General features: G+C 41.1%; 20 protein-coding genes. 7 read left to right on the forward strand and 13 right to left on the reverse strand.

Features of this window, described 5'->3' with window-relative positions; translation table 11 throughout:
- Window positions 1–553: 553 nt before the first annotated feature.
- The 3 genes from SAE01_RS16345 to SAE01_RS16355 form a co-directional block, all read right to left on the reverse strand.
- On the reverse strand, window positions 554–3,430 hold the full coding sequence (locus tag SAE01_RS16345) for a PVC-type heme-binding CxxCH protein (protein ID WP_147204870.1): 2,877 nt from the start codon (window positions 3,428–3,430) through the stop codon (window positions 554–556).
- Window positions 3,431–3,595: 165 nt separating this feature from the next.
- Window positions 3,596–4,252, reverse strand: coding sequence for a 3-keto-disaccharide hydrolase (locus SAE01_RS16350; RefSeq protein WP_147204871.1), 657 nt, complete (start codon window positions 4,250–4,252; stop codon window positions 3,596–3,598).
- Between the two features lie 135 nt (window positions 4,253–4,387).
- Window positions 4,388–5,635 carry an FG-GAP repeat domain-containing protein gene (locus tag SAE01_RS16355; protein ID WP_147204872.1) on the reverse strand — a complete coding sequence of 416 codons (1,248 nt, stop codon included), beginning with the start codon at window positions 5,633–5,635 and terminating at the stop codon, window positions 4,388–4,390.
- Window positions 5,636–6,112: 477 nt separating this feature from the next.
- On the opposite strand from SAE01_RS16355, the gene ppk1 reads away from it, so the two are divergent.
- Both ppk1 and SAE01_RS16365 read left to right on the forward strand, forming a co-directional pair.
- The gene (ppk1, locus tag SAE01_RS16360; RefSeq protein ID WP_147204873.1) at window positions 6,113–8,185 is read left to right on the forward strand and encodes a polyphosphate kinase 1; all 2,073 of its coding nucleotides are present in this window, start codon (window positions 6,113–6,115) and stop codon (window positions 8,183–8,185) included.
- Window positions 8,186–9,260: 1,075 nt separating this feature from the next.
- On the forward strand, window positions 9,261–11,369 hold the full coding sequence (locus tag SAE01_RS16365) for a TonB-dependent receptor family protein (protein ID WP_170234179.1): 2,109 nt from the start codon (window positions 9,261–9,263) through the stop codon (window positions 11,367–11,369).
- A gap of 699 nt (window positions 11,370–12,068) precedes the next feature.
- On the opposite strand, the gene SAE01_RS16370 is transcribed toward SAE01_RS16365, so the two are convergent.
- Together SAE01_RS16370 and SAE01_RS16375 are read right to left on the reverse strand one after the other, a co-directional pair.
- Window positions 12,069–12,710 (reverse strand): hypothetical protein, encoded by a 642-nt coding sequence (locus SAE01_RS16370; RefSeq protein WP_147204875.1) that lies wholly within the window; start codon window positions 12,708–12,710, stop codon window positions 12,069–12,071.
- A gap of 81 nt (window positions 12,711–12,791) precedes the next feature.
- Window positions 12,792–13,421: a DUF4412 domain-containing protein gene (locus SAE01_RS16375; RefSeq protein WP_147204876.1), complete on the reverse strand. Its 630-nt coding sequence runs from the start codon at window positions 13,419–13,421 to the stop codon at window positions 12,792–12,794.
- Window positions 13,422–13,877: 456 nt separating this feature from the next.
- Here SAE01_RS16375 and SAE01_RS16380 point away from each other — a divergent pair, with 456 nt between their 5' ends.
- Window positions 13,878–14,777: an aldo/keto reductase gene (locus tag SAE01_RS16380; RefSeq protein WP_147204877.1), complete on the forward strand. Its 900-nt coding sequence runs from the start codon at window positions 13,878–13,880 to the stop codon at window positions 14,775–14,777.
- A gap of 35 nt (window positions 14,778–14,812) precedes the next feature.
- On the opposite strand, the gene SAE01_RS16385 is transcribed toward SAE01_RS16380, so the two are convergent.
- Entirely contained in the window at window positions 14,813–15,334 is a 522-nt protein-coding gene (locus SAE01_RS16385) for a YdeI/OmpD-associated family protein (RefSeq protein WP_147204878.1), read from the reverse strand.
- Between the two features lie 322 nt (window positions 15,335–15,656).
- On the opposite strand from SAE01_RS16385, the gene SAE01_RS16390 reads away from it, so the two are divergent.
- From SAE01_RS16390 to SAE01_RS16400, 3 genes are read left to right on the forward strand one after another with little or no spacing between them, the layout of a single operon-like run.
- Complete coding sequence (locus tag SAE01_RS16390) at window positions 15,657–16,412, forward strand: YciE/YciF ferroxidase family protein (protein ID WP_218029174.1); 756 nt, start codon at window positions 15,657–15,659, stop codon at window positions 16,410–16,412.
- A gap of 37 nt (window positions 16,413–16,449) precedes the next feature.
- A complete protein-coding gene (gene pncA, locus SAE01_RS16395) occupies window positions 16,450–17,058 on the forward strand; it encodes a bifunctional nicotinamidase/pyrazinamidase (protein WP_147204879.1) in 609 nt (202 codons plus the stop codon).
- Between the two features lie 60 nt (window positions 17,059–17,118).
- Window positions 17,119–17,322 carry a hypothetical protein gene (locus SAE01_RS16400; protein ID WP_147204880.1) on the forward strand — a complete coding sequence of 68 codons (204 nt, stop codon included), beginning with the start codon at window positions 17,119–17,121 and terminating at the stop codon, window positions 17,320–17,322.
- A 169-nt stretch (window positions 17,323–17,491) separates the two neighbouring features.
- Here the strand turns inward: SAE01_RS16400 and SAE01_RS16405 are convergent, their stop codons facing one another.
- Window positions 17,492–17,935, reverse strand: coding sequence for a rhodanese-like domain-containing protein (locus SAE01_RS16405; RefSeq protein ID WP_147204881.1), 444 nt, complete (start codon window positions 17,933–17,935; stop codon window positions 17,492–17,494).
- Window positions 17,936–18,195: 260 nt separating this feature from the next.
- Here SAE01_RS16405 and SAE01_RS16410 point away from each other — a divergent pair, with 260 nt between their 5' ends.
- Window positions 18,196–19,170: an ABC transporter ATP-binding protein gene (locus SAE01_RS16410; RefSeq protein ID WP_147204882.1), complete on the forward strand. Its 975-nt coding sequence runs from the start codon at window positions 18,196–18,198 to the stop codon at window positions 19,168–19,170.
- An 89-nt stretch (window positions 19,171–19,259) separates the two neighbouring features.
- Here SAE01_RS16410 and SAE01_RS16415 read toward each other — a convergent pair whose 3' ends face one another.
- The 6 genes from SAE01_RS16415 to SAE01_RS16440 form a co-directional block, all read right to left on the reverse strand.
- A complete protein-coding gene (locus SAE01_RS16415) occupies window positions 19,260–20,549 on the reverse strand; it encodes a sensor histidine kinase (protein WP_147204883.1) in 1,290 nt (429 codons plus the stop codon).
- Between the two features lie 6 nt (window positions 20,550–20,555).
- Window positions 20,556–20,873 (reverse strand): circadian clock KaiB family protein, encoded by a 318-nt coding sequence (locus SAE01_RS16420; protein ID WP_147204884.1) that lies wholly within the window; start codon window positions 20,871–20,873, stop codon window positions 20,556–20,558.
- 1 nt (window position 20,874) lies between these two features.
- Window positions 20,875–21,204, reverse strand: a complete 330-nt coding sequence (locus SAE01_RS16425; protein ID WP_147204885.1) for a circadian clock KaiB family protein — start codon at window positions 21,202–21,204, stop codon at window positions 20,875–20,877.
- Entirely contained in the window at window positions 21,155–22,882 is a 1,728-nt protein-coding gene (gene kaiC / locus SAE01_RS16430; protein ID WP_147204886.1) for a circadian clock protein KaiC, read from the reverse strand. Before kaiC ends, SAE01_RS16425 begins: the two co-directional genes overlap by 50 nt.
- 271 nt (window positions 22,883–23,153) lie before the next feature.
- Window positions 23,154–24,134, reverse strand: a complete 981-nt coding sequence (locus SAE01_RS16435; RefSeq protein ID WP_147204887.1) for a nucleoside hydrolase — start codon at window positions 24,132–24,134, stop codon at window positions 23,154–23,156.
- Between the two features lie 108 nt (window positions 24,135–24,242).
- Entirely contained in the window at window positions 24,243–25,694 is a 1,452-nt protein-coding gene (locus SAE01_RS16440; protein ID WP_147204888.1) for a DNA recombination protein RmuC, read from the reverse strand.
- Between the last annotated feature and the right edge of the window lie 220 nt (window positions 25,695–25,914).

Here is a 25,914-nt window from a genome sequence, read left to right on the forward strand (position 1 = left end):
ATGCCTGGCAGGGGCAGGGTGAAAGGTTAGGTTTGGAAACAATTATTGCGACATTGTCGCAACAATTAAGCTTGAGTGGTTTTGAGGTATTAATAAAATATACAAGATAAGTTGAAACGAGATTTTACTTAGAATAAAGTAAAAGAGAACATTTGGAATTGTTAGAACGTTACGAAATTGTAAAAACAGCATTCAAGGAAATATTGGCACAAAAACTCCGTCCGGCACTTGAAATTGCAAGACAGAAAAAACCTGCTTAAGTAGTTTTTAAAAAGGTTCTTGTTCCAAAAGTCTCCTTAACTTTGCCTTGAATTTGAAGTTATTTGACCTTTTTTGGAGGGATAAAAATTCGGTTAACGACTATTTTACGCTACTTTTCTTACTGATTATTAATGTGTTAGCGGCGCTGTTCTGTTCCCTAACTCTCCGCCTCGCAGGATATCAACTCCTTAAAACGCTATAAACGATTGTTTATAGCGTTTTTGTTCTAGGATAATTGTTCTGTATAAAAATTGAGCGATTTCACTTTTTTCCTTATACAAGGAAAAGCCTTTTAATTACTCGCTAAAGCCTTTTTTAGTAATGTCTGAACTTCGTGGTTTTCATGCGAATCCTGGTTATTTGCCACACGCCGTTGTAGATCTTGCAAAACTTTGATCGATTCTGCGGACTTGATTGCGGTGAGGCGTTGAATGGTAAACGGTAAGATATTTGGCACCTTTGCCTTTAGCGCCAAATCCGCCGCTCTGTTCATATTAGTAGGAACCGTTGGTTCAAATGCGTACCAAAGCATTAGTGGCAAGTTGTGATCGTTTTTATCCTCTGCCCTTTGCAAAAGCGCTTCCATTATTTCCCACCTGTTCTCGGGAGCTATACGTTGCGCTGCCGACGCAAGGTAAAGGCGTACTAATGCAGATGTGTCTGTCTTACCTAAGTCACCGAAGCGTTTTAAGGCAGTGGCAGAAAGGGTTTTGTTTTCTGCAAGGAGTTGAATTGCCCAGCTCCTGACATACTCGCTTTCGTGTCCTAGTAGATCTAGAAGCTCCTGCTCCTTGAGTCCTCTGGTCACATGTAAAGCCCAAAGTGCCCGTAGTTTGCGCGTCACATCAGGGTTAGTATTTAAGATGTTTTTTAAAGCTTTGTGAACCTTCCTGTTTGGTCCGCGTTCCTGTAGAATAAGACGGGCGGTCCGTACATACCATTCATTTGGATGAAGCTGGTAATTCACCAGTTCTTTATCCGAAGCTTTGGAAAGGTCTACTTGCACCCACTTATCTGTCTCGTGGCTGATTTTAAAAATGCGACCCATTGTTTTTTGATGAACGTCCGGGTTAGAGCTGTGGCACTGGTTTTTGTCATACCAGTCTATCGCGAAAACAGAACCGCTAGGGTCATACCGGAAATTCAACCATTGCGACCAGGTATCATTCGTCAAAAGAAAATCTTTGTCGTGGCCAGCCACATACCCTGAACCGTTCCGGCTGAGCCGGTCAACATTTACTCTGCTTCCATGAATGTTATTCATGAATATGTTGTTCCGGTACTGCTTGGGCCAAAGCTCACTGCCTAAATAGATCATTGCTCCGGCATGGGCATGCCCCCCGCCTACGGCGTCTGATCTAAAGTTACCGGCATGCGGACCGCGATCGCCGATCCAATGCACGTGGTCGCCAATCTGTTTAATGTCGGCGTAGGTGTAGGGGTTGAAGTGCTTGCCCGCCTGGCGCTGATACCGTGCTCCCTGTATACTTTGAAACATATGGGGGATCACGCAAACAGTTATAAACGCGTGTCCGTAATCGTTGAAATCTATTCCCCACGGGTTGCTGGTTCCTTCCGAAAATAATTCGAACACTTTGGTAGTGGGGTGAAAGCGCCAAACACCACCGTTCAGCTTTGTCCGCTCATTGTCGGGCGCACCCGGGCGACCCACATTGGAATGGGTAAAAACCCCGTGTGTACCATACAGCCAACCATCAGGGCCCCATTTGAAGTTGTTGAGCATTTCGTGTGTGTCCTCCAGCCCCCATCCGTCTAACATTACTTGCGGCGGGCCTGCTGGTTTATCATTCTTTTTGTCCAACGGAATAAACAAGAGATTAGGAGCTGACCCAAGCCAAACACCACCCATCCCTACTTCAATTGCGCTGATGAGATTGAGCCCTTCCATGAAAACAGTTCTCTTGTCCAGGGTACCATCGCCATTAGTATCTTCCAGTATAAGAATCCTGTCCTTACCCTGGCCCTCAGGAGCCCTTACCGGGTATGTGTGTGCTTCCACTACCCAAAGTCTTCCCCTGGTATCCATAGTAAAGCTAATGGGGCGGACAACGTCCGGTTCGGAAGCGGCAAGTTTCACGGAGAAACCTTTCTGCATTGTCATGCTCCGGGCAGCTTCCTGCCCTGAAAGACCCGAATGAATAACGGGGTCAAGGGGAGGAAGGACAACAATATCGCTCTTCCGCAACTCGTTCGTAAAATTCGGTCGGGATGGGTAAAAGAGAAAATCATCGAAATTGATGTGCGCCCATTTATCGTCACCGATATAGGGAATTTGTGAAATTCCTGTTTCATTGTCTATAATCCTGATGAAGATTTCTTTTTGCAGGTGCGGAGTAAGATCAATTACAACAGGCTGAAGAGGAGCCCGTCCCGAACCGGTTATTTCAAAAATCACTTCTTTGGTATCTGCCCGTACGAGTTCCACACGAGTATCCTGCAAGGCCCCGCCGGAAACTTTAAAGGCAGCAAAGGGCTGCGTAACGGGAAAAGGTTCAGAGGTAAGGGTACCCGTTCTTTTATAGTACTTAGTGCCCCCGCTGGTTAGGAAATACTTTCCGACTATGCCGAGTTTTACATCTTTTTCATGTACCGGAGAAGGATCTGCAGAAATCAAGGCGTCAGTAAAGGCATCTCCCGTTGCTGTCCAGTCCTGCAAGGTTCCCTTTTCAAAATTCAAGTTCAATTCTTTCCCGGCTTTTTTGGGCTTTATGCCTTCAACAGTATTCTCATTGGTAATAGGACCATCTACTACTTCAAACTTCCCTACCATACCCGCAGCCCGGTGCCCTGGAATGGAACAAAAATAAGTATCGCTCTGGCGGGCTGTAAAAACAATGCTGGCGCTGCTCCCTTTTTCCACGAGTACTTTACTTTTCACACCCATTTTTTCAAGTGTAATATCATGAGTCATGGTCTCACCATTAACGATTGTTATTCGCACGTTTTCGCCTGGCTGTGCTTTCAAAACCGGGTTCCGCGTTCCGTCCTCACCAAAGTATCCAAGCATAGTTGCCTGTAGCGTATAGTCCCTATCATAACCCTCAGTTTTGGTATGTTTTGCATCGTGACGAGCAGCGGGTTGGCTGAAAACACCGGGATTAAGAGAAATAGAAAGCAGGAAGCATAAAAGTAGACGAGAGGCAGGCATATGTTAGATAGGTTTTCTTTTTAAGGAATAAGCCGCGAAAATTCGGAAAAATCCTTTCCGGATCACAGTGAAAATTTAAAGGTAGCCAGTTTATAAAAGAATTGGATTAAAACTGATGGAAGTTAAAAAGTAAAGATTAATTACTGGTTGCATTAAAAGTAAGCTTTATTTCCGTGCGGTATTTCGAGGTAATTCTTCTAAAATTATGTCCTTGTAACGGACTTCTGCCTTGCCCCCGCCATGAATTTGAAAGGCAATCAGGCCCGATTGAGGGATTGTCTCATCCTCCTCTGTATAGGCAACCGTTTGTTCACCATTTAATAGAATTCGGATCCGCTTTCCCTGGGTTTGAATTTCATAATCATTCCAGTCATTTGGGCGGAGCAACCGCTTTATTTGGGCAGAGTCTGCTACTGCAAGCAGCTTATTCCGGCGGGATTCATCGTATAAGCTTCCCCAATAACCCTTACCGATGTCGGCCTGGTAGCCGGTCATTTCATGAGCCGGATTCGTTATGCGTCGACTATGAAACTGTACGCCTCCGTTAATAAAACCTTCGTACCCGGTAAGTTTAAATTTGAGCTTGAGCACATAATTGGCGTAGCTTTTTGTGGTACTGATAAACTCGTTATGAGGTACCGTTTGGGACAGCGAACCACCTACCAAACTGCCCTCATGTATCCGCCAGGTATTGATGGTATCACCTTGCAAACCCTTGAACGTTTTTCCGTCAAATAAACGAATCGGTTTCGCTTTTGACTGACCAAAAAGGCAAGAACAATGCAAGGTAAAAAGGACCAAAAGGAACCAGAATGATTTCATACTATAAAGTCTTGATTTTTACGTTTGGAATTACTCTTTACTCAATAACATACCTATTTTCAATTCCACTAACTGAAATAGAACATGTTTCGTTTATTAAGAAATATAGAAAATATTTTAAACTTAAAAGGAATTTTAGTCGGCGTTTTGCTTAAAGACGAATACTCCTTTTTTGTTAGCTACTATAATATCTTTTAATCCATCACTGGTGATGTCTTTCACTACCACGTCGACCCCTACCCCTGATGCATTATCTATAAGGTGAGGAACCCAGGTAGGCTTCGGACCGGGTTTCAGCCCGAACCAGTACAATACGGGAGGGTTTAATTCTCCCGGGTCATGACCCATGTGTGCGAAATAGCGCATTCCGGTTACAAGGTCAGGGAAGCCATCCTTGTCCATATCAGTCAAAGCCAGTCCGTGTGTTTGCGTAAAGGCGTCGGAAATGAGGTGGGTTACCCATCTCCGGCCTCCTTGTTCAGCTACTTGTTCGTGCCACCAAATACCTAGACCGTGGGCCGACGACGAAATCACGTCCTGGTCACCATCCGCGTCAAAGTCATATGCATACATTTGAGCCGCAGCCTGCCCAAGATTTGCTTCATGGAAAACCCATCCCGGTTGGCGTACATCCGGCGGCGCTTCCCACCATCCTTTTGTAATGATCACGTCCTGGCGCCCGTCGCCGTTCATGTCGCCCATTCCAAGCCCATGAGAGAAAGGCTCGGCTCCCAAATCTGCTTCACCGCTTATGGGGAATGCTTGCCATTCTGAATCGTTAGGAGAGGAAGGGGCTTTAAACCATGTCATTTGCTTTTTAGATGAGTTTCCACCGAGCAAATCAAGCCTGCCGTCCTTGTCTATATCAAAAAAGCCCGCAGACTCGTTCCCTACGGCATCGTGTATCAAATGTTTCTTCCAATATCCCGATTCTCCTTTGGGGTTTTCGAACCAAAAAGCCTCCTTACCCGGGAAACCAATGCGCAAAAAGTCAGTCCATCCGTCTAAATTCACGTCCATCGTTTGGCTGATAAAGGCATCGCTGTAGCCCTTGTCAAAGAAGAACTTTTCAGGTTTCATTATTTCGTGTGGCACCCAGCCAGGGGCCTGGAACCAGTAGGCGCCAGCCAGTACATCTACCAAACCGTCTTTATTCACATCCCCTACGGCCACCCCCTCAGCGATAAATTCCTCCGACAGTACTTCTTTGGTAAAAGTTATCTGCTTAACGGCGCCTCCTTTCGCTGCGTTCTTTGCAACGGTACTGCAACCCGTATTTAGACAAAAAGCAGGGAACAACCATGCGTAAGCAAGGGTTTTAATTATACGTTGCCCTATCTTATTAAAGGCCTCACTGGGGAAATGAGCGGTGCGTTTCTTCATATGGCGAGCTTTAGACCAATTTACATTAGGGCAAACTTTGATAAAACCAACGAAGGTTTTCCTACGAAAATCTGATTAGAATATTCTACTTCTCAGCAAGGTGATTAGTTACATAGCATGAAAAGTAACCGATGTGGTTATTGTTCGTACTATTGAAATTAATTAAGATTAAATTAAAAAAAAGAAAGAAAATTTCTGAAACGGAAGCTGTTATGTCCTACAAATTTTTTTTCTTTTTCTCGGTTTACAAGTGAATTAGTCTTTCCTTGTAAGTCCTACCAAAGAAAGGTGCAGTAGGTTTGAGATCACACCAGCAGTTCTAAGAGCAGGCCTAAAAATTGAAAGGCATTTGCCTTGCAAGAAGGAGATGAAGATTAGCAAAACCAATATTTGCTTACAAAAAGTTTGGGAAATTTTGCTCTTATCATAGCTTCGACTGCATTTTTTTCTTAAATAAATTCTTAGTAAGACTAAAATATGGCTGCTCTATCAAACTATTTTTTCTTTGACCGTGACCTCAGTTGGCTTTCATTTAATGAGCGGGTGCTAATGGAAGCTGAAGATGATACAGTACCGCTGTTAGAACGGATTAATTTTTTATCTATTTATTCTTCTAATCTCGACGAGTTTTACCGGGTCCGGATGCCTGCTTTAACAGCTCTGCAGAAACTTTACCAAAAACAAAAAGTGAAGAAGCAAACTGCTCTTAGGCATGAGGATGTCGCCGGCAAAGCAAAAGAAATTATTTTGGAGCAGCAAAGTCGTTTTGGGGAGGTCTTACACCAGCTTCTACCGCAATTGCAGGCGCATCAATTAGAGCTAGTGTATGGAAAGCCTATACCGCCGCAAATCATGCCGCAGGTTTCCCACTATTTTTTTACGCAAGTACTGGCCTTTTTAAAGCCTATTGTTATAGCAGGCGAGGGATCTGATTTTTTTCCTGAAAACAATATGCTTTACCTCGCTCTTATAGGGAAAGGGCACGAAGACACAGATGAGATAGTAGTTGTAAATATTCCGACAGAACATCTTTCCAGGTTTTTTCAGGTTGAAAAAGAAGGGAAATTCTATGTCGTCTTTCTTGATGATATCATCAAAGCCCACTTGCATGTGATTCCCCGAATAACAGTGGAAGGCTCCTTCAGTTTTAAGGTAACAAGGGACGCAGAATTGGAGCTTGAAGATGAGTACGAAGAAGACATTGCAACGAAGATTGAAAAGCAAATTGAAAAAAGAGACGCAGGTCTTGCTACACGATTTTTGCACGAGCCAGGCATTCCTGAGAAAATACTATGGGAGTTAATAAACAATCTTGGTCTGTCAGAAGCTGTCATTATGCAAGGGGGTCGCTATCACAACTTAAAGGACCTAAGCACCATTTCGGTCAACCTACCACACCTTAAATATAGGAAATGGCCTGCTGTTCAGCTTCCCTGCACAAATGAAGACGGGATATTGGAAGAAATAAGCAAACGTGATATATTGTTGCATGTGCCTTACCAATCGTATGACACCGTGCTTCGGTTCTTTAATGAAGCTGCGATAAGAACTGATGTTGAACACATATACCTCACCATGTACCGTGTTGCAAACGAATCGAGAATTGTTAATGCTCTTTTATCTGCTGCACATAACGGAAAAAAAGTAACGGTATTGATTGAACTAAAGGCCCGTTTTGATGAGGCGAACAACCTTAAATGGGCTAAAAAACTTAAAAAAGCCGGTGTGGAAGTTCTTTTTACATCAATTGACTTGAAAGTTCATGCAAAGCTTGCGTTAGTCAAAAGAAAGATTGGGCCAAGGATTGAGTACGCCGGTTTACTTGCAACAGGCAACTTAAATGAAAGTACTGCTCGTTTTTACACAGATCATATTTTACTAACTAGCAATACTGAAATGCTGAAAGAAGTGGAGAAAGTTTTTCAATTGTTTAAAGAAAAAGAAAAGACAAAAGAAAAATATCAATTTGAAAATTTACTGGTTGGTAAACACAATTTGCAAGAAAAATTTTTAGAGTTACTTGATCGGGAGATCAGAAATGCGCATCAAGGCCTGCCTGCACGCGTTATTATCAAGGTTAATAACATTGAGGAAAGAGAATTAATTTGTAAGCTGTATGATGCTTCAAATGCGGATGTAAAGATTCAATTACTCGTACGTGGTATTTGCTGTTTGGTTCCAGGTGTTCCAGGCATGAGCCAAAATATTACAGTACGAAGGATTGTGGACCGTTACCTAGAACATGGACGAATTTTCATTTTTCACAACAATGGTAGTGATGAAGTATTTCTTGGTTCATCAGATTGGATGAACCGTAACATCTATAAGCGAATCGAAGTTTGCTTTCCGCTATATAACGAAGATCTGAAAACCGAAATCAAGGAATTAATAGACATACAGTTAAACGACAGTTTAAAGGCGGTCGTGTTAAATCAGAACCTACAGAATGTCAGGGTTATGAATGACGGAGAATTAGTTCAGTCACAAGATAAAATTTACAACAAACTGGCCTTCTCTAAGGCTAAAGGTGTTTATTCTTCTACTCCCTAATTGTAGAAACAAATAAAAAGCATGATTGCTTGTCCGATTTGAAAGGCTGCTTCCGTAGCAGGTCGAGCTTAAGGAACCCAACAATTAAAACTTAAACAAAGAGACATTCTGGTGCGGTAATAATATAAGTTAGTAGAGTGCCAAAAACCACCTGTTTTTTGGAGCGCAAAGAAAAGTTGTAGTAATCCCTTCAAACTTCGCTTTTGTAACTTTTAATTGATCTTATATTTTTAAATAGTACTCCAAAAATTATTTTGCCTTTAATGATCAGAATTAGATACAGTATTTATTGAAATGAAAAAAGTAGGTTTGATACGGTCGAAGAATATTCCTTTAAAAAGCACCGGCCGATGTCTCTTATGTAAGAACTGTTGTTGGTAGGGAACAAAAAATCTAATAAACTTTAATGTCTCCTTTTCCCGCGACGACCTCATAGAAAAGGCGTTAAGAAAATTAGGCGAACAGGCGTTAAGAAATGAAATAGATGTTACTAAAGCTTGGTTTCATCCTTGGCCTGTAAGTCCTCCAAACGCCGGAACTTGTTCTCCAGTTGCGACTTATTTCATTTTAGCCTGTTCGACTAATTTTTAGCCTTTTCTATGCACTCTTGATTTTTTTGTTTCTTTTTTTATCAAGAAAAAAGAAAAACATAACATAAACATTCAAACTAGATTTCTTATAAAAGCACAAAGCGCTTACTTCTTACATTATTGCTCAAGCCGCTGGGCTTCCTTCTTGCATAGCACTCTACCCGCTTCGTTTGAAAACTCAAAAAAATATGATCAACATAAGCAAATTTGAACATGCGTTTTAAAGGGTAACTCTTAATTTTAAAAGCCCTTGCATTTTTAATGTATCGATGCTATTCGTTTGTGCTTGCTATTAGGAATGATGAAAACAAAAGGAAGACATCTCTCTCACTGAGACTCTATACTTGTCTAAAAAAATTTTACTAATCTTGCTCAGTGGCTTTCACTCACTTAAATCTCGATTTTCAATGAAAAATTTTACTCATACCAGTTTTATTCTCTTGTGCTTAATTTTTCTGTGCTCTTATTCCCTATATGCACAAAAAATGGATTCTTCTCAGGCAAAGGAACTCGATAAAGTTGTTATAGTTACTTATATAAGCATGAATGGAATAGGGCATTTAAAGGAAATACAGCGTCCCTTTATTTATGCAGGAAAAAGAACTGAGGTGATTGTCATAGACAGTGTAGATGGCAACAAGGCTATTAACAATACACGGCAAATATTAGGAAGAATACCCGGTTTAAATATAGTTGAGAGTGAAACAGGCGGATTTGTATCGAACGGAATTGGAATACGGGGGCTAAATCCTGCCCAGTCGCTGGAGATGAACGTAAGACAAAACGGCTATAACATCGCTGCAGACATTTATGGCTATAACGAAACTTATTACCTGCCTTCAATGGAAGCAGTTGAAAGAATTGAGTTGATAAAAGGAGCATCTTCTTTACAATTTGGAGCACAAATGGGTGGAATGGTAAATTATGTGCTAAAAGAAGGAAAAAATGATAAGCAGTTTGATTATGGCACAATGCAAACTGTTGGCAGCAACGGTCTATTCAACACTTATCATTCCTTCGGCGGAACGATTAAAAACGTCAATTATTTCGGATTTTTAAACTATAGAAATTTAGATGGTTGGCGGCCTAATTCTCTTCAAAAGCAATTAACGGGCTTTGGCAAAATTAGCTACCGGGCAACGGAAAAATTAAAATTGTCGCTCGAATACTCTTTACTAAGAAACAAAATAAAAATGCCCGGCGGTTTAACTGATGAGCAGTTTGAACAGGATAGCCGCGCCTCATTTCGCAGTCGCAATTGGGTAAAAAGCCCGTGGAATGTAGTAGCAGCTTCAGCAGATTATCACTTCAATGAAAACATTTTTTTTCAAATTAAGTCAACGTTGTTGTCGGGCGAGAGAAGCCTCGTCTGGTTTGCCAAAATACCTCCTGAAATTGATGCTATTGATCCTGTTACCGGCGGGTATGGCAATAGGGAAGTTGACCGCGAAATAATGAAAAGCTCTGCAACCGAATTGCGGTTTATGCACCAGCGTAATGAAGGAAAGATTAAACATACAATAGCTGCGGGTCTACGCTTTAATATTGCAAATTTTCAGAGAAAAGAAGAAGCTCTCGGTACGAATAAAGCCGATTTCGATCTCACTCCTCAGAGCGAATTTGAAGAAAAGTTTAATTTTTCTACAGTCAACTTTGCACCCTTCTTTGAGGATTGCATTCACCTTAACGACAAATTTTCGATTACTCCCGGAGTAAGGTTTGAAATGTTGGGATCTGAAGTAGAATCAGAATATGAAGTGGGCGGTGTAGAGATAGAAACCGAAGAAGAAAAAGGGCGACAATTTTTATTGTTTGGACTTGGATTGCAGTATAAAATTGCGGGATCGTCTAACATTTATGCCAATACATCCCAGGCTTACCGTCCAATTGATTATGCCCAATTAGTACCTCTTGCCTCTGCATCAGTTGTAGACCCAGCTATCAGAGATCCGAAAGGGTTCAACACCGACATTGGTATCAGGGGAACGGTGAAGAGTTTTTTGAATTACGATATCGGCCTGTTCTATCTGGCATATAACGATCGGGTTGGATTGTTATTAAAAACGGACGAAAGCGGTGTGCCTTACACTTTTCGCACTAACATTGCAAAAAGCATACATAAGGGAATTGAAAGTTATATCGAGGTCAATATAACCAGAGGCTTGAAGATAAATAAATTGCTTGGTGACATTAGTGTTTACAATTCGTTTGCTTATACTGATGCACATTACACGAAAGGAGAGTTCAAAGGAAACAAAGTAGAGTATGCACCGGAAGTTATTAACCGTATTGGGTTAAGCTACTCGAAAAAATGGTTATCGGCATCAATTCAGCTTTCCAATCAATCCAGTGCATTTGCAGATGCAGCCAACACCATTAGAAGTAGTAATCCAATTGTTGGAAAAATTCCCGGGTATACGGTCGTTGATTTGTCATCTACTTTCACGTGGAGAAAATTAAAGTTGAAAGCAGGCGTAAATAACATTGCAGATAAAAGATATTTTACACAAAGAACAGATGAGTACCCGGGTCCAGGAATTATTTCATCTATCGGTAGAAGCTTTTATACCGGCATAGGACTTAATCTGAATTAGCTATAAAGAAGCTTGTATAAGTTTCTTACTTTCCATTGTCGTTCGAAGCCCTTGCTATTTCACTGGATAAACTAGTTTTTTCTTTGCTGATCGATTAACATACAGGCGGATTATTGACACAATCTATACAGCTACATCAGTGATAAGTAAAGGAGTATATCCACTACATGTAACTGCCAAAAACAGGACATATGCTTTATTAAATAAGCGGTGTACGTCCTAAATTAGTTTTTTGAGGCTAAGTGCCAGTAGGTCTACCATAGTCTAATTTTTCGCGGCAAGGTGTCCTTTGCGAGAAAAACCATTGTGGAAAAAATTAAGGGTAAGCTAAAATAATAAAGGAGGTCCTTCCAACAATCCCAAGTTGTATCTAGCAGAAAGTTGGTGGGGTCAGAAGGATAATACCTAATAGGCACTGAGTCTCCTACGGCATAAGGAAGATTATAATTGCCTGGAGAAGTGATCAGAAAATTTGAAGAGGTATATTGAAATATTGGATAAGTCTGTCTGGGACGAACCAACGTTGTCTCTTTAACGTCAAACACCACTGCAACCGTTCTTTGCGAGTTGGATAACCAAATAGCCCGATAGATTACAAACGGGGATGTTAGCAGAAGCAGAACAAAAAAGTATACCGTCCACTTTGAAATCGTCATTTTCGAAAAATTGATCAAGCAATTTTAAGTGGTCTATGGTTGGTTACGACTCCACCCCTAACATAATTACTATTTTACCTTCTGGCGTTCTATAAACCTCAACGCTGCTGAGGTCAAGATCACCGAGATCATGGCAGCAAATTCCATATGGTCCATCTGTCAGGTTACGGTTTATTATGCCCGTTCGTTTTTCCTCCGGAACTGTTTTGGTTTTGGCTGCAACTTCCTCCTCTTGATAAATCTTGTGATACCGTTCACTAATCTTCTGGATCAACATCTTGCTAGTAAAACCAGCGACGGTGCCCGTAAGCTGAGATGTATCAGGATGGCTTAAAGGGTAATCAATTATTAGAGACACATGCTGGTAGGGTAAAACAACGTTGTCACCGTTCACCAAGTTCGGCAACTGCTTCTCTGGATGCTCTAAGTTGACCCAGGGAACGAAGCCTTCTGGGAACCTCTTGAGATCCTCGCCTGTGGCCTTTACTTTAAATTCGATTGAACCGACAATCTCGCCAGGAAATGTCTGGGTTATATCTTGCGCAGCCTTTTCCAGTGAGTCTATAAACCTTGCTTCTACTTCTAAGTTAGAAGCTGACCTCGAGGCTTGAGCAGAAGATTTGGACTGACAGCTGGTTGAAATAATAAGCGCCGTAGCGAGGACATAAAGGGTGTTTTTAAGCATAGTTTGTTTAAATGAAATAGAAGATGGCAGGGAAGATTTTCTGGAAAAGAGGTGGTGTCACGTTGGCACCCGCTCACATACTTAATAAGGACTTTTTTGTGTTTTAGTATTGGCGGGCAATGTGAACACTGACTTTTCAAGCACCATTGGCTTAACCTCGACTGCTAAGCTTTCCATCGTAAACTGTCCGTTATCTACAACGGCTCTCAATGGTAAGCCTTTTGCCCTTGATGTGTATTCGGCCCAGTTACCGTACTTATGCTTTTCGTAAAGGCCTCTGTTAACACCGAGCTTTGAAGTGAAGTAGTAGGTCTGCGTTCCACTTTTGCAGGTAAGAACTAGCTCATCACACTTGTATCCTAATATCTCCGTGACACCCTGGTGCAGCTCCGCTTTCAAAACCTCGTCGCTATTAACCGCTCCGTCATTCCAAAGTACTGCTTCCGAAGTAGACAATTTGTTGTAGAGCTTATTATCCTCATTTATGTAAAGTTGCCACAGGCTTAACGTTCCGTTTGTGATGGACTTGTAATTCCCGTCTTTAATGAAATACTGTTGCTGCGTGCCTAACATGGTGTTCCACTGCTGGTCCGTAACATTCGCCAGCTTGCTTTTGAAAGAGTTTTGGTAAACAATTTTGCCTTCGAAGTTCTGCCCGAAGATATTCAGTGTTGTAATTAGTGCTACTAGAAGTGTGAGTGTTTTGGTCATTAATCGGTTCGGTTCAATTGATAGTTAATCTTGTTCACTATCATAACGGTAACACCGTTTACAAAATTGCTCCGCTCTGCTTACGGTGCCACCGTGACACTTGGTTAAAGTTCAAAAACTTATTATAACATAATTCTGCAACAAGCTCTTTAAGAATCTGCGTTTTATAGAGATTTTGAACATTGTCCTATTGCTGCACTTTTATAATCGATAAGAGAAAAGGACTTAATTGTCAACCGATTACAGAAAGGATAAAAATCCCTAATTCTCCGCTACCACAATAGCTTCTTCAATGGTCTTTTTTGTGCCCTGTTTTTTCTCCAAACATAAAAGCGGGTTTATGTATTTCTTGAGAGGTTACGGTTTAATTGTTTTTCCCCTACTTATTCTTATTCCGATAATTATTTGATTTTTGCACTGCCAGAAATTTAGCAGAAAAACCTTTAAAGCTACCAAATGAAATATAAACAATTGGGGAAGTCTGATCTTAGGATAAGTACTATTGGGTTTGGATGCATGTCCTTAAAAGCAGACCAAAAGGAAAACGAAAGAATAATACATGAGGCTGTTGAATTGGGTATCAACTTTTTTGATACCGCTGATTTGTATGACAAAGGCATGAAGGAAATTTCTGTGGGAAAGGCGTTGCAACAAAAACGCCAACAAGTAATCATAGCAACAAAAGTTGGCAACCAATGGAGAAAAGATGGTAGCGGTTGGGACTGGAACCCGCGAAAAGATTACATACTTACTTGCGTCGACCAAAGCTTGCAGCGCTTACAAACCGACTATATAGACTTATACCAGTTGCACGGCGGCACCATCAATGATCCTATAGAGGAAACGATAGATGCTTTTGAAACTCTACAGCAACAGGGCAAGATCCGCTATTATGGGATCTCTTCTATCAGGCCAAATGTGATTAGCAAATATGTAAGCCTCTCAAATATTGTGAGTGTTATGATGCAGTATAGTTTGTTGGACCGAAGGCCTGAAGAAACTTGCCTGCCGTTGCTGGAGGAGCACAATATCAGTGTGTTAGTGAGAGGCAGTGTTGCAAGTGGTCTTCTCGTCAACAAGCCGGCAAAAGGCTACCTTAACTACAATGAAGACGAAGTGCAAAAGGCTGCTATAGCCATACAACAATTGTCAACAAGTAATCGAAGTGCTGCTCAAACCGCCATACAGTTTGTATTGAGCAACCCGGCCGTTACTTCAGCGGTTGTAGGAATTCGAACTTCAGAACAGTTGAAAGAAGCTGTTGAAGCCGTGTCTGCCACGCAACTAACTGAATCGCAAAAAGAAGCTTTAGCGAACTCAATAGAAAGAAATTATTATAGCGATCATCGCGAGTAGCTAATGTAACAGGTCGGACGGCACTCCGCTTAACGCTATTTGCCCAACTTGTTCTTTTCTTCTTTTAACGACCTCATCATTTCGCCGTAGTGCTGTCCTCGTGCGCAAGCTGTAACTGTTTGCGCGATCCTCTTTGCTTTGGTTTCAACTGTCTTTGCGCTTTCAACCCAACGGCTATAATATTTTTGATGCGAGCCCGGAAGCTTGTTGAAATAGGCGAGCGCAGATGGCTCATCTGACAAGCACTGTATTAGCTCGGGTGAAAGTGTTACCGGTGTCGTATCTACTTCCATTTTTACCTGTAGCGTAGCACCTTTTCCTTTGCCGAGAATTTTTCTAACGGATCCGTTTATTGGAAGAATAAAATCACCGCCACCAATAGGAATAAGTGCAAAACTCGCAAAACTGTAATTGTCAAGGAAACCTTTTACCCTGAACGATTTCTTGTTCCCCGGAAGCAATTCCGACGCGATTGCTTCAGGCACTTCAATATAAGTCCAACCGGTTTTTTCACCCTGTTGTCCGAACTTTTTGATAGTACAAGTAAAGTCAACCATGTTATTTGAAACTTTTGAACCTACAGGTTTGAATGAAAAAAAGCAATTAAAACCAATTTAAATAATTACACGAATTCTGCTACGAATAAGGCAAACATTTTACCACGCATTGGAAAAAGCTGCTTTAATACTTGCCGTTGAACGTACTGCGTCGCAACGATGATGAAACAAAGAACAAATGCTTGAAACAAAAGAGTCTCTTCTTAACAACTTATAAAAACTCTGCTAATTAATTGTTTAGCGCTTCCTTTTTACCTTCATTTATAACGCAAGATGTTTTTTAGCAGGTATAATTTTTTCTATAATAAACAAAAAAATTGCCATGGAAAAAATGAACGATTTAAAAGCTTTATTAGCACATGAAGTGCGAGATCTGATGTCGGTAGAAGACCAGATAATTGAAGCAATGCCAGGTATGATTGAAAAGGCCCAAAACAGTGACTTAAAAAAAGCACTGGAGCAACATTTATCGGTGACCGAAAAACAAAGAACCCGGCTGGATGAAGTGCAGAAAATAGTTAGTGGCGAGTCCGACGAAGAAAATAAAGGATTTTTGTCAGGCTTGTTTGGAGCGATTACAGGCGGAGAAAAGTGTAAGGGAATGGAAGGAATTATCAGCGAAGGAGAAAAAATAATGGGTGCTGACATGGACGTTGATGTGAAAGATGCAGCCGTGATTGCATGCGCTCAAAAAATAGAGCATTATGAAATCTGCGGTTATGGCACTGCAAGAGCTTACGCCATGCAACTGGGCTTAACAGAAGCTGAAAAGTTGCTTCGTCAAACACTGGATGAAGAATATGTAGCGGACGATCTGCTTACTAAGCTTGCTTACTCGGGCATAAACGAAGATGCAGAAAGTACAGATGAAGCCGGTGGGTCCCCTAGAAAAAAAGCCGGAGGAGGAAGAGCCGATAATACATTAAAAAAGGCCGCAGCTAAAAAGAAGGTTGAACCCAAAAAAGCAGCTACAGGAAATATTAAAAAAGCAGCATTAAAAGCTTCAAACGGTAAAGCAGCAAGCAAGCAGGCAGCAGCTAAAGCTGCACCGGCAAAAAAGGCAGCAAGCAAAAAATAATTTCCGTGCTTTAAGAGCCAGCAATTCTTTAATACCTATGAAAGCTCTACTTCTTATCGACATACAGAACGATTTTATTCCCGGTGGGACGTTGGCTGTTCCATACGGTGATGAAGTTATTCCTGTCGTTAATGCCTTGCAGCCTCACTTCGAATTAGTGGTGGCAACACAAGATTGGCATCCCGAAAATCATAAGAGTTTTGCAGCAAATCATCCGGGAAAAGAAGTTTTTGAAACAATCAATTTAAATGGATTAAGCCAGGTGCTTTGGCCAATACATTGCGTACAAGGAACAAGTGGAGCTGAGTTTTCAAAAGACTTAGCAATAAACAAAATTGAAGCAATTTTTAGAAAAGGAACAGATAGCGAAATCGATAGTTATAGTGGATTTTATGACAATGGTCATCTCAAGTCTACTGCACTCGCAGCCTATCTGGAAGGCAAGAATGTTACAGAAGTTTATGTGGCTGGACTAGCCGCGGATTACTGCGTTTATTACACTGCTAAGGATGCAGTAGAAGAAGGTTTTACGACTTATATAATTGAAGATGCTGTACGGGCTATAAACGACGGCGCTTTCACAAAAGCCAAAGAAGGTATTATTAATAAAGGCGGAAGAATTATTAAAAGCAGCGCTCTTCTATAGCCAATTCTATCACTGGCATAAAAATTTAATCGTACCTGGTATACATTAAAAACACAGCATATGCCACTAGATAATGAAACTCCCAAAGTTAGAAATAACCCTCAACCCACTCCTAAAGATGACGCGGTTATTGCTGCACATGAACAGGCAGATAAAGATATAGAGCAAGATCCCGATCTAACTCCCACAGCAAGTCCGATAGATGATTTAGATGAAGGTGAAAGTGCACGGTTCGAAGATGAGGCGGCAAAAGACGACGTATAAGTACAACGTTGTAAACTCCAGCAGGTTTGATTGATTCTTCCTGCCTATTTTCTAAATAACAAAATATATAAACCAGTGAAGGATTTCTTCGACTGGTTTTTTTATTAGAAAAAGATTTAAAGTAGCAGTGGCTACAGAACTGTAGGGTTGCTTTCAAAGTAGGAAATCTTTACCCCTTCGCAGTAGGATATCCCTTGTCTATCCAATCCGTTTTAATGTTGTGGGGCAGGTTTAATAGTTGGAAGTTCGTAAACTTCATTTCTTTAAGAGCATCGATAGCCGGCCTTACGTTAGGGCAATGTTCAAACGGGCAGCAGCCGCAATACACAACAACTTTAGTTTCTTTTGGCAAACCGCTTAGCTCCTTCTTAAGCTTATCCATATTTTCTTTTTCCTTGCCCATTCCTATATCAATTGAATGAGGAATAGGTGCTCCCGGGCCAACGCTAAATATGACAGGCAAGTCTCTATTGGCTGTAATCTTTTCAGCTAAGTCGGCCGGCTGTATTAGTTGTTTGCTTGTCCAGTTTTCAGGATTTTGTGCAATTGTTTTCTGAGCGAATAAAGCAATAAACAAAACGCAGAACAGTGTAGAAGTCTTAAGTTGTTTCATGTATAATAATTTGAAAATCTCAGGTTGATTTGCTGGTAAAGTAAAATCTAATTTTAGATATAATGCGGATGTGATAAAGATTTTAACTAATCGCGCTAGTCGTTGGATTTCTTTTATTCCCAGCCAAACATCGTACTACTGTTGATCTTTACTTGCGTCGCACTCTTTTACTTTTTTCCCCATACTCAGCAGTAACCGCGGCTCTATTTGCACGTGCAACTATAAAACCTTTTACATTTGATCGAACAGATAAAACGCACATGAGTCTACTAACTGTATCAGGAATAAGTAAGCGGTCGGGAAGTGATTTTGAATTAAAGGATATAAATTTTTCACAGCAAAGAGGTCAGAAAATTGCAATTGCAGGAGAGACCGGGTCAGGAAAAAGCACGCTGCTAAAAATAATTGCCGGTTTGGCTCAACCCGATACAGGCTCTGTGATATTTGACGGCCAAAAGATTTTAGGCCCCGAAGAAAAACTAATACCGGGACATCCAGGTATTGCCTTTTTATCGCAACATTTTGAATTACGCAATAATTACAGAGTCGAAGAGTTGTTAGAAATGGCTAACAAAATCTCGCCAATAGAAGCTGAAACAATTTATAAAATTTGCCAGGTCGAACACGTGTTACAACGAAGAACCGACCAGCTATCAGGAGGTGAAAAACAGCGTATCGCTACAGCAAGACTGCTGATAACATCCCCCACATTACTATTGCTCGACGAGCCCTACTCCAACCTGGACATGTCCCATAAAAAAATTTTAAAATCAGTTATTAACGATATTGGAAAAAAGCTGCAAATAACATGCATACTAATATCGCATGACCCACTTGATACCTTGTCCTGGGCAGACCTTATCATGGTCATGCAGGATGGCAAAATCATTCAGGCAGGAACGCCGGAAGAAATTTACAGAAGGCCAAGGAACGAGTATGTTGCCAGTCTCTTTGGAGATTATAACATAATCAGTAGTGCAGTTGCTACCCGCTTGGGCGTATTAAATACAAATGGACAAAATATTTTTACACGTCCCGAAGATTATAGATTGGTACAAAACGAAGAGCAGCCAATGATTGCAGAGGTTGAAAAAATTAATTTCCTTGGTGGGTATTGCCAGGTAGAAGTTAGAGTTGAAGACGCCTCAATCATCGTAACGGCACCTGAATGTAATTTTTTAAAGGGAGACCTTGTGTACGTCTCATTAACGAAAAAGGAGCATTGGTATCTTTAGCCGGCATATCTGCGAAATTCAGAAAACCGACCTTAAATGCTTTAAACTAACAAGTCTCAAAACTACAGAATAGTGCAGTAATCGGAGTCTTATAACACACGTTGTTGTTTAACAGGTAAGACTATAACAAAGTCTGAACCTATGCCCTCAGTGCTTTTTGCAATGATGCTACCGTTGTGTTTTTCGATAATTCTCTTAGTAATTGCCAGGCCGATGCCAGTGCCTTCATATTCATCTTTGGTGTGTAGCCGTTTAAAAAGGGTAAACACATTCGACATGTATTTTTCATCGAAGCCTATCCCATTGTCTTTTACATGTATGCAGGCATATGCACCTTTTGTATCAGGTTCACTATCATAAAGATTATCGCAAATTCGTGCTCCTGAAATAGTAATTACGGGATTTACTCCTAACCTTGAAAACTTCAACGCATTGCTGATTACGTTTTGAAATACTTGCCTAATCTGACCGGGATTCACTTCTATCATCGGCAGTTCTTCGACTGTTATGGTGGCTTTCTTTTCTTCAATGACTATTTCAAAATCCTTCAACAACTCTTTAATCAGTGCCTGGAGGTCCGTAAGTTCAAACTTATTGTCTTTATCAGACAAGCGCGAGAATGAGAGAATATCTTGTATCAGCACTCTCATCCTTTCTGATGAATTAATTATCTTTTGCAAATAAGTGCCTGCAGAAGTTGAAAACTGTGAAGCAAATTTCTCCTTCAATAGGTTAGAGTAGATTTGAATTTTGCGAAGCGGCTCCTGCAAATCGTGGGAAGCTACAGAAGCAAACTGCTGAAGATCGTGGTTACTTATTTCAAGCGCGCGATTAATTTCCTCGAGTTGCAGGTTGTTTTGCTTCAACTGCCTCTGCGTTTCTTTTTGCTGTGTCAGATCGGTTAGGATAATACTGAGAGAAACACCTTCATCCAATTCCAGCGTAGTAAACGAAAGCTGAAATTCTATGTGCTTGTCCTGGTTTACCAGGGAGATTTCACCTTTACAATCCTCCTTCCACCCTTTCTCGAAAAGATCAAAAAACTGGTTAATAAAAGGCGGCGCAATAAAGTTAGAAAAAGGCAAACCAAGAACTTTCGATAATGGGAGATTGACCATTCGTGCAAACTGAGAATTGCTGTAAACAATAATTCCCTGGCGATTTAAAGTAACAGCGCCCTCAATCATTTTCTCGATGAAGAGACGGTAGGTTTGGTCAGCTGTTTTTAGCGTGTACAATTCATGCCCTTTTTCTCCAAGTACTACAAGCGCGTCTACCTGGCCAGTTCTTATTGCCTCAATAGTATCGTTGGCTTCATCCAGCTGATGACGCAGATGCGTGACTTCATCCAAAAGTTCCTCGTAAGTTTTTGCTTTCATCTGCAACTAGACAATGATTCCTAAACCACGAAGAACCCTGTCTTTGTCAGACATGTCGCCAATAAGTCTTCTCTCGGGCAAAGGGAATGTTTTAATTAGAAGAGGTAATGCAATGAGCTGTTGTGCTTCAGCTATTTCTTTTTGTTGATACACGTCGATAATATCCAAAGAATATCTTCCTTTAATGTAGGTTTCACAAATATCTTTTAAATTAGTTATGGCCCTTACAGAATTTGAAGACGCTCCGATAACATATAAACGGAGAACGAATTCCACTTCTTCCTGGCCATTTTTTTCCACCTCACCCGGTTCTTCGTTGGTCATACTATTGTTTTGCAGGACGGATGTTCAAACCAACCAAAACCTTTTCTTCATTCGATAGGTCGCCTATGATTTTGCGTATCGGTTCAGGAACTTTTTTTACTAATGTTGGAATAGCAAAAATTTGGTCACCCTCTGCCAGCTGAGGTTGCACCAATAAATCTATGACCTCGATCACGTATTTACCTTTCAAATGCTCTTCACATAATTTGTTGAGGTTGTTAATAGCTGCGACAGATTTTGTTGTTTTACCGGCCACATATAACCTTAGTTCGTATTTATCTTCATTTAGTATCTCGGGGTTCGTCTCCCCCGGGCTCGTTGCTGTTTCCATTGTGTCTTTTTTTAATTAATTCTTCTCGGTTCTTATGCATCACCTCTTTGCGCAATTCCTCCTCCACGTAGCTTTTATTTAGTTCATCGGATACTGACTCAAACTCTGCTCTTAAACTTTCTATCTTGGACTGCAACACGTTTCGCTTTCTTTCTATTTCCCTGTCTTTTCTTGTTACTGCATGTGTTCTTAAAACAATCCCCGTTTCCTCCATCAATTGTTGAGCCTCCCTTGCAGAGCCTGTTAAAACTCCTTCAGGTCCCAGGTACACATCCACCAGGCTAAGCCCTTCATCAGATATCACGAATTCGCGTACCTGGTTCGAATGCCTCATTCCTCTCGACTTCATTATATACATTCCGCGATTTCTTTCACCATTGTTTTCAATGTCCCGAACAAGTAACCAGGCATCTACTAATGAGGAAACCCCTTCATCCGTCTGTTCGTTCACAACTGTATTTAACGTTAATGCAGTAAACATGACTGTAATCTGTTCTGCCTGTAAAAAATCGATCAGCCTTATCAACATGCCTTTCACTTCGCTTACCGAACCAATGGTAATCAAGTTGGTTATCGGATCAAGAATGATTGAGGATGGTTTAAATTGCCTGACCGCTTTGTGTATGGTTAAAAGGTGCATCTCGAGACCATTCAATGTCGGTCTTGAGGCATTAAAAGCAAGGTATCCGTTATCGATGTGTTGTTGAAGATCTATGCCGATGGAACGCATGTTCCTGATAATCTGCTGAGGCGATTCTTCAAAGGCAAAGTAGATGCATCGCTCTTTACGCTTACAAGTTTCGCTGGCGAAGTAGGCTGCTATACTAGTCTTTCCTGTTCCGGCAGTGCCTGAAACAAGAATACTGCTTCCCCTGAAAAAACCTTTTCCTTCCAGCATTTGATCAAGTGATGGGACACCCGATGAAACCCGTTCGGAAGAGACCGGGTGCTGAAGCTTAAGAGCAGTTATTGGCAATACAGAAATGCCTTCTTCGTCAATTAAAAACGGATATTCATTTGTTCCATGAACAGAGCCCCTGTATTTTATAATTCTTAAAATTCTTGTAGAAATCTGGTTAATAACCCGGTGGTCTAATAGTATCACGCAATCTGATACGTACTCTTCGAGGCCTTGCCGGGTAAGAAACCCTTCACCTTTTTCACCGGTTATGATAGCAGTTACTCCCTTTTCTTTCAGCCAGTGAAACAGTCGACGAAGCTCGGCCCGCAAAATTGCTTCATTAGCTAAACCTGAAAAAAGATTCTCTATTGTATCTAATACCACCCTTTTAGCTTTCACACTATCGATAGCATATCCTAATCTTATAAACAGGCCGTCAAGGTCATATTCCCCGGTTTCTTCTATCTCACTCCGTTCAATGTGCACATAATCTACCTTAATCTTTTTGTCTTTTTGAAGTGCTTCAAGATCGAAACCTAGTGAAGCAACATTTATAGCCAGTTCTTCCGCTTTTTCTTCAAAAGCCATAAAGACTCCCGGTTCATCATAATCAAGTGCGCCCTTCACGATAAACTCCAATGAAAACAATGTTTTTCCACAGCCAGCAGCACCACAAATCAAAGTAGGCCGGCCTGTAGGCAGCCCACCGCCTGTTATTTCATCCAGTCCAACTATCCCGGTGGGAGTTTTGGAAAGTGACTTATTAAGTTGTGCCATATTTACTTTTAAATAAAATATTCATCCATTCCTTCACCTCATTGCTAGACAATAAATATCATGCCTTTACTACCTGTACCTGCTTTTGATTAGAGTTACCAGTTGCATTTATGGCTGCAAGTATAAGCTGCGTGAGGTAGTTGAAAAAAAATTATTTCGCTGCAAATGTTTATCGTTTTAAGACTTTCTTGTTCAAGCTTTTATCTTTCAATTTAGCCTCGTTGCGTCGCACACTTGTACATAAGAACTATATGGAACTGACCTTCCCGCTTTATTTCTTCGGCTGATGCATCATCATCTTATTTATCAAGTCCTGCACCTCCAAAGGTGGTCTGTCTTCTACAAGGTAAAAATGACTTCCGCCCTTATTGTTCCATGTATTGGCGCCCTTTTCCGTTACTTCAATAGTTCCCGAGACCAGCTTATAGTAGGGTTTGTAGCCAGCTATTGCTACGAGTACTGCTGTCTCATCCCAACTCATTCTTCCTGCTTTGTCCTGGGGATCAAGCGGAATACTGATGCGAAATACATCTTTTACAGGACTGTTTTTTATAGTATTGTTATTTATCAGCGGCAGCCCGGTTTTTATTTTCTGGCCTATTTCCCAGCCGCTGAAAATGATGGGCGTACTCCAATTTTCAAAAACGTATTTTCCTGAAGCTGCATCCTGGTCAATATTAAACTCACTGCCCGAAGGAAATCGGCCAGCCATACTAACCAAAGATTTTACTTTCCGATTTACCAACTGCACTCCGGTTAAAGGGGAATATTTATCAGGCTTGGATTTTAGCAAATTAGCCAGGTTTGTTAAAAAGCCTACCGTAATGATTGTAACGCTTTTATCGGGTTGCTTTGCCAGCACCTTCCTGTAAATTTCCACTGCATCAGGAACCTCGCTGTTATTTTTTATTGCATGCGGATAGTTTTTAATCAGCGTATCGGTCCAATGTTGAAAATCTCTTTTTGTCAACGCCTCCCCTTTTGGAACGCCAATCGGCAGCCCTGGCTGTTTAAAATAGGTATTGAAGACATTAAGCACAGCTGCCACTCCTTCGAATTTTGTGCTGGCAACTGTTGCTAGAATATTCGCCTTCCCTTCATCCGCAAATGCGTGCAATAAGGTAATGGCACCTGCATCGTCATAGTCCGGTCCCATATCAGTATCGAAAATAACCGGGACTGGTTTGTGCGCCTGGGCGGAGATAACTGTACTTGCTAACAAGAAAAAATGTAAGAGTGCAATTTTTATCATATCGTAGGTTTCAACAATTTTAAGACAGAAATTAAAATTTGGGAAATCAGGTTTATTAAAAAGCTGGTCTAAAGAATTCTAAAAAATATGAAGACAGCAACCGGTTTGCTACTCTTCTTCATCTAATAACAGTTCTCCATTTGTCAATTCAGGTAAAATGCTTTTCAGTTGTTCATCGGTTAGTGTGTCCACTCCTTTCAAACGTTTTTGTATGGCTCTTGTTCTTACGCCCGCAACGTTTTCAAGTTGGTCCAACCCGGTTTGAATGTTTTTTTGTGCTTTTTCCAATAACCCGCTAAAGTTGCCAAACTCAGTTTTAACAGCGCTCAACAATTGCCAAACCTCGCCGCTGCGCCGTTCTATGGCTAACGTGCGGAAACCCATCTGCAAACTACTTAGGAAGGCAGATAAAGTGGTCGGGCCGGCAATGTTTATTTTACATTCCGTCCGGATGCTTTCAAACAGGCCAGGAGTTCGCAACACCTCGGCATATAAACTTTCAAATGGCAAAAACAGAATAGCAAAGTCGGTGGTGTTGGGAGGATCAATATAGCGACCACAGATATCACTTGCGCACTTTTTAATACCTTTTACAAATGCCTTACGACTTTCTTCGATCTGTACCAGGTCACCCAATTCGTAAGCCTGCATCAACCACTCAAAGTCCTCTTTAGGAAATTTAGAATCAATCGGGAGCCACAGCACCTTGTCTTTGTTGCCGGGCAGCTTTACAGCAAATTCAACGAGGGCATTGCTACCTTCTTTTGTTTTTACATTTTTCGCATATTGATCAGGCGTAAGGGTTTGTTCGAGTAAATTCTCGAGTTGATATTCCCCTAGTAGTCCCCGTGTTTTCACATTGCCAAGTACACGTTTAAGATCGCCTACACCGGTTGCTAGTTGCTGCATGTCTCCAAGACCTTTGTGTACAGCTTCGAGCCTGTCGCTTACCAGCTTGAATGATTCGCCAAGACGAGTCTCAAGTGTCTGTTGCAATTTTTCATCTACCGTTATTCTTATCTGCTCGAGCTTTTGTTCGTTGCCGTGCTGCAATTCAAAAATTTTCTTCTCGAGTGTCTCTCGCATGTTGTCGAGACGATTGCCTGTGTCTGTATTTTGTTCACCCTGCTTATTTAAGAGGGCATAAAAGTTCTCTTTCTGAATTCCATTGAATTCCTGTATCGATAAAGCAAGGTCTTTTTTAAAGGTGTCAAGGGCTTGTCTTATTTCCGTTCTTGCGTCTTTTGCATTATTGGTATTGGTTTCGTTAAAAGCGGTAAGCTTATGGTCGATCGTATTGGTAAGATGACTTAACTTTTCTTCGAACGAGATAAGTGATGAGGCCAGCTCTCTTCTTGCAAGCGCAGCATTGTCAAAAGTTTCTTTTCGGTTTGAAGCAATTTCTGTTTTCACAGACCCTTCAACCCGTTGCATTTCCAGTTGGAGCGAATCGAGCTTATAGATGAAGCCCGTGTCTTTGTTATTGTTTGAACGAGACAATACAATAAGATTGATTATGAGCAGCAGGATAATAGTAGCCAGAAGGACGTAAATAATCATAAAGCAATTTAGCAGCTTACAATTGAATAATGACCAGGATGACGTTGCTTCCTTCGAATTTTGCAACAAATTTCTGGGAGATAGACGCACTTTAAGTTGCAGGAAAAAGCTATAGTGAAGCGGCTATCTTGATGGTTGAAATGTAGCCGAGATCTACGCTTGGCAATTTATTGGAAAAAGTACAAGAGTGCGACGCAACAATGATGCGTGAACAACTACA

The sequence above is a fragment of the Segetibacter aerophilus genome (genome assembly GCF_007991655.1).
GTDB classification, from domain to species: domain Bacteria; phylum Bacteroidota; class Bacteroidia; order Chitinophagales; family Chitinophagaceae; genus Segetibacter; species Segetibacter aerophilus.

Excerpts from the sequence above, each read along its gene's own strand:
- SAE01_RS16345 (WP_147204870.1), bottom strand. The coding sequence starts at position 3,430 with ATGCCTGCCTCTCGTCTACTTTTATGCTTCCTGCTTTCTATTTCTCTT.
- SAE01_RS16350 (WP_147204871.1), bottom strand. The coding sequence starts at position 4,252 with ATGAAATCATTCTGGTTCCTTTTGGTCCTTTTTACCTTGCATTGTTCT.
- SAE01_RS16355 (WP_147204872.1), bottom strand. The coding sequence starts at position 5,635 with ATGAAGAAACGCACCGCTCATTTCCCCAGTGAGGCCTTTAATAAGATA.
- ppk1 (WP_147204873.1), top strand. The coding sequence starts at position 6,113 with ATGGCTGCTCTATCAAACTATTTTTTCTTTGACCGTGACCTCAGTTGG.
- SAE01_RS16365 (WP_170234179.1), top strand. The coding sequence starts at position 9,261 with ATGGATTCTTCTCAGGCAAAGGAACTCGATAAAGTTGTTATAGTTACT.
- SAE01_RS16370 (WP_147204875.1), bottom strand. The coding sequence starts at position 12,710 with ATGCTTAAAAACACCCTTTATGTCCTCGCTACGGCGCTTATTATTTCA.
- SAE01_RS16375 (WP_147204876.1), bottom strand. The coding sequence starts at position 13,421 with ATGACCAAAACACTCACACTTCTAGTAGCACTAATTACAACACTGAAT.
- SAE01_RS16380 (WP_147204877.1), top strand. The coding sequence starts at position 13,878 with ATGAAATATAAACAATTGGGGAAGTCTGATCTTAGGATAAGTACTATT.
- SAE01_RS16385 (WP_147204878.1), bottom strand. The coding sequence starts at position 15,334 with ATGGTTGACTTTACTTGTACTATCAAAAAGTTCGGACAACAGGGTGAA.
- SAE01_RS16390 (WP_218029174.1), top strand. The coding sequence starts at position 15,657 with ATGGAAAAAATGAACGATTTAAAAGCTTTATTAGCACATGAAGTGCGA.
- pncA (WP_147204879.1), top strand. The coding sequence starts at position 16,450 with ATGAAAGCTCTACTTCTTATCGACATACAGAACGATTTTATTCCCGGT.
- SAE01_RS16400 (WP_147204880.1), top strand. The coding sequence starts at position 17,119 with ATGCCACTAGATAATGAAACTCCCAAAGTTAGAAATAACCCTCAACCC.
- SAE01_RS16405 (WP_147204881.1), bottom strand. The coding sequence starts at position 17,935 with ATGAAACAACTTAAGACTTCTACACTGTTCTGCGTTTTGTTTATTGCT.
- SAE01_RS16410 (WP_147204882.1), top strand. The coding sequence starts at position 18,196 with ATGAGTCTACTAACTGTATCAGGAATAAGTAAGCGGTCGGGAAGTGAT.
- SAE01_RS16415 (WP_147204883.1), bottom strand. The coding sequence starts at position 20,549 with ATGAAAGCAAAAACTTACGAGGAACTTTTGGATGAAGTCACGCATCTG.
- SAE01_RS16420 (WP_147204884.1), bottom strand. The coding sequence starts at position 20,873 with ATGACCAACGAAGAACCGGGTGAGGTGGAAAAAAATGGCCAGGAAGAA.
- SAE01_RS16425 (WP_147204885.1), bottom strand. The coding sequence starts at position 21,204 with ATGGAAACAGCAACGAGCCCGGGGGAGACGAACCCCGAGATACTAAAT.
- kaiC (WP_147204886.1), bottom strand. The coding sequence starts at position 22,882 with ATGGCACAACTTAATAAGTCACTTTCCAAAACTCCCACCGGGATAGTT.
- SAE01_RS16435 (WP_147204887.1), bottom strand. The coding sequence starts at position 24,134 with ATGATAAAAATTGCACTCTTACATTTTTTCTTGTTAGCAAGTACAGTT.
- SAE01_RS16440 (WP_147204888.1), bottom strand. The coding sequence starts at position 25,694 with ATGATTATTTACGTCCTTCTGGCTACTATTATCCTGCTGCTCATAATC.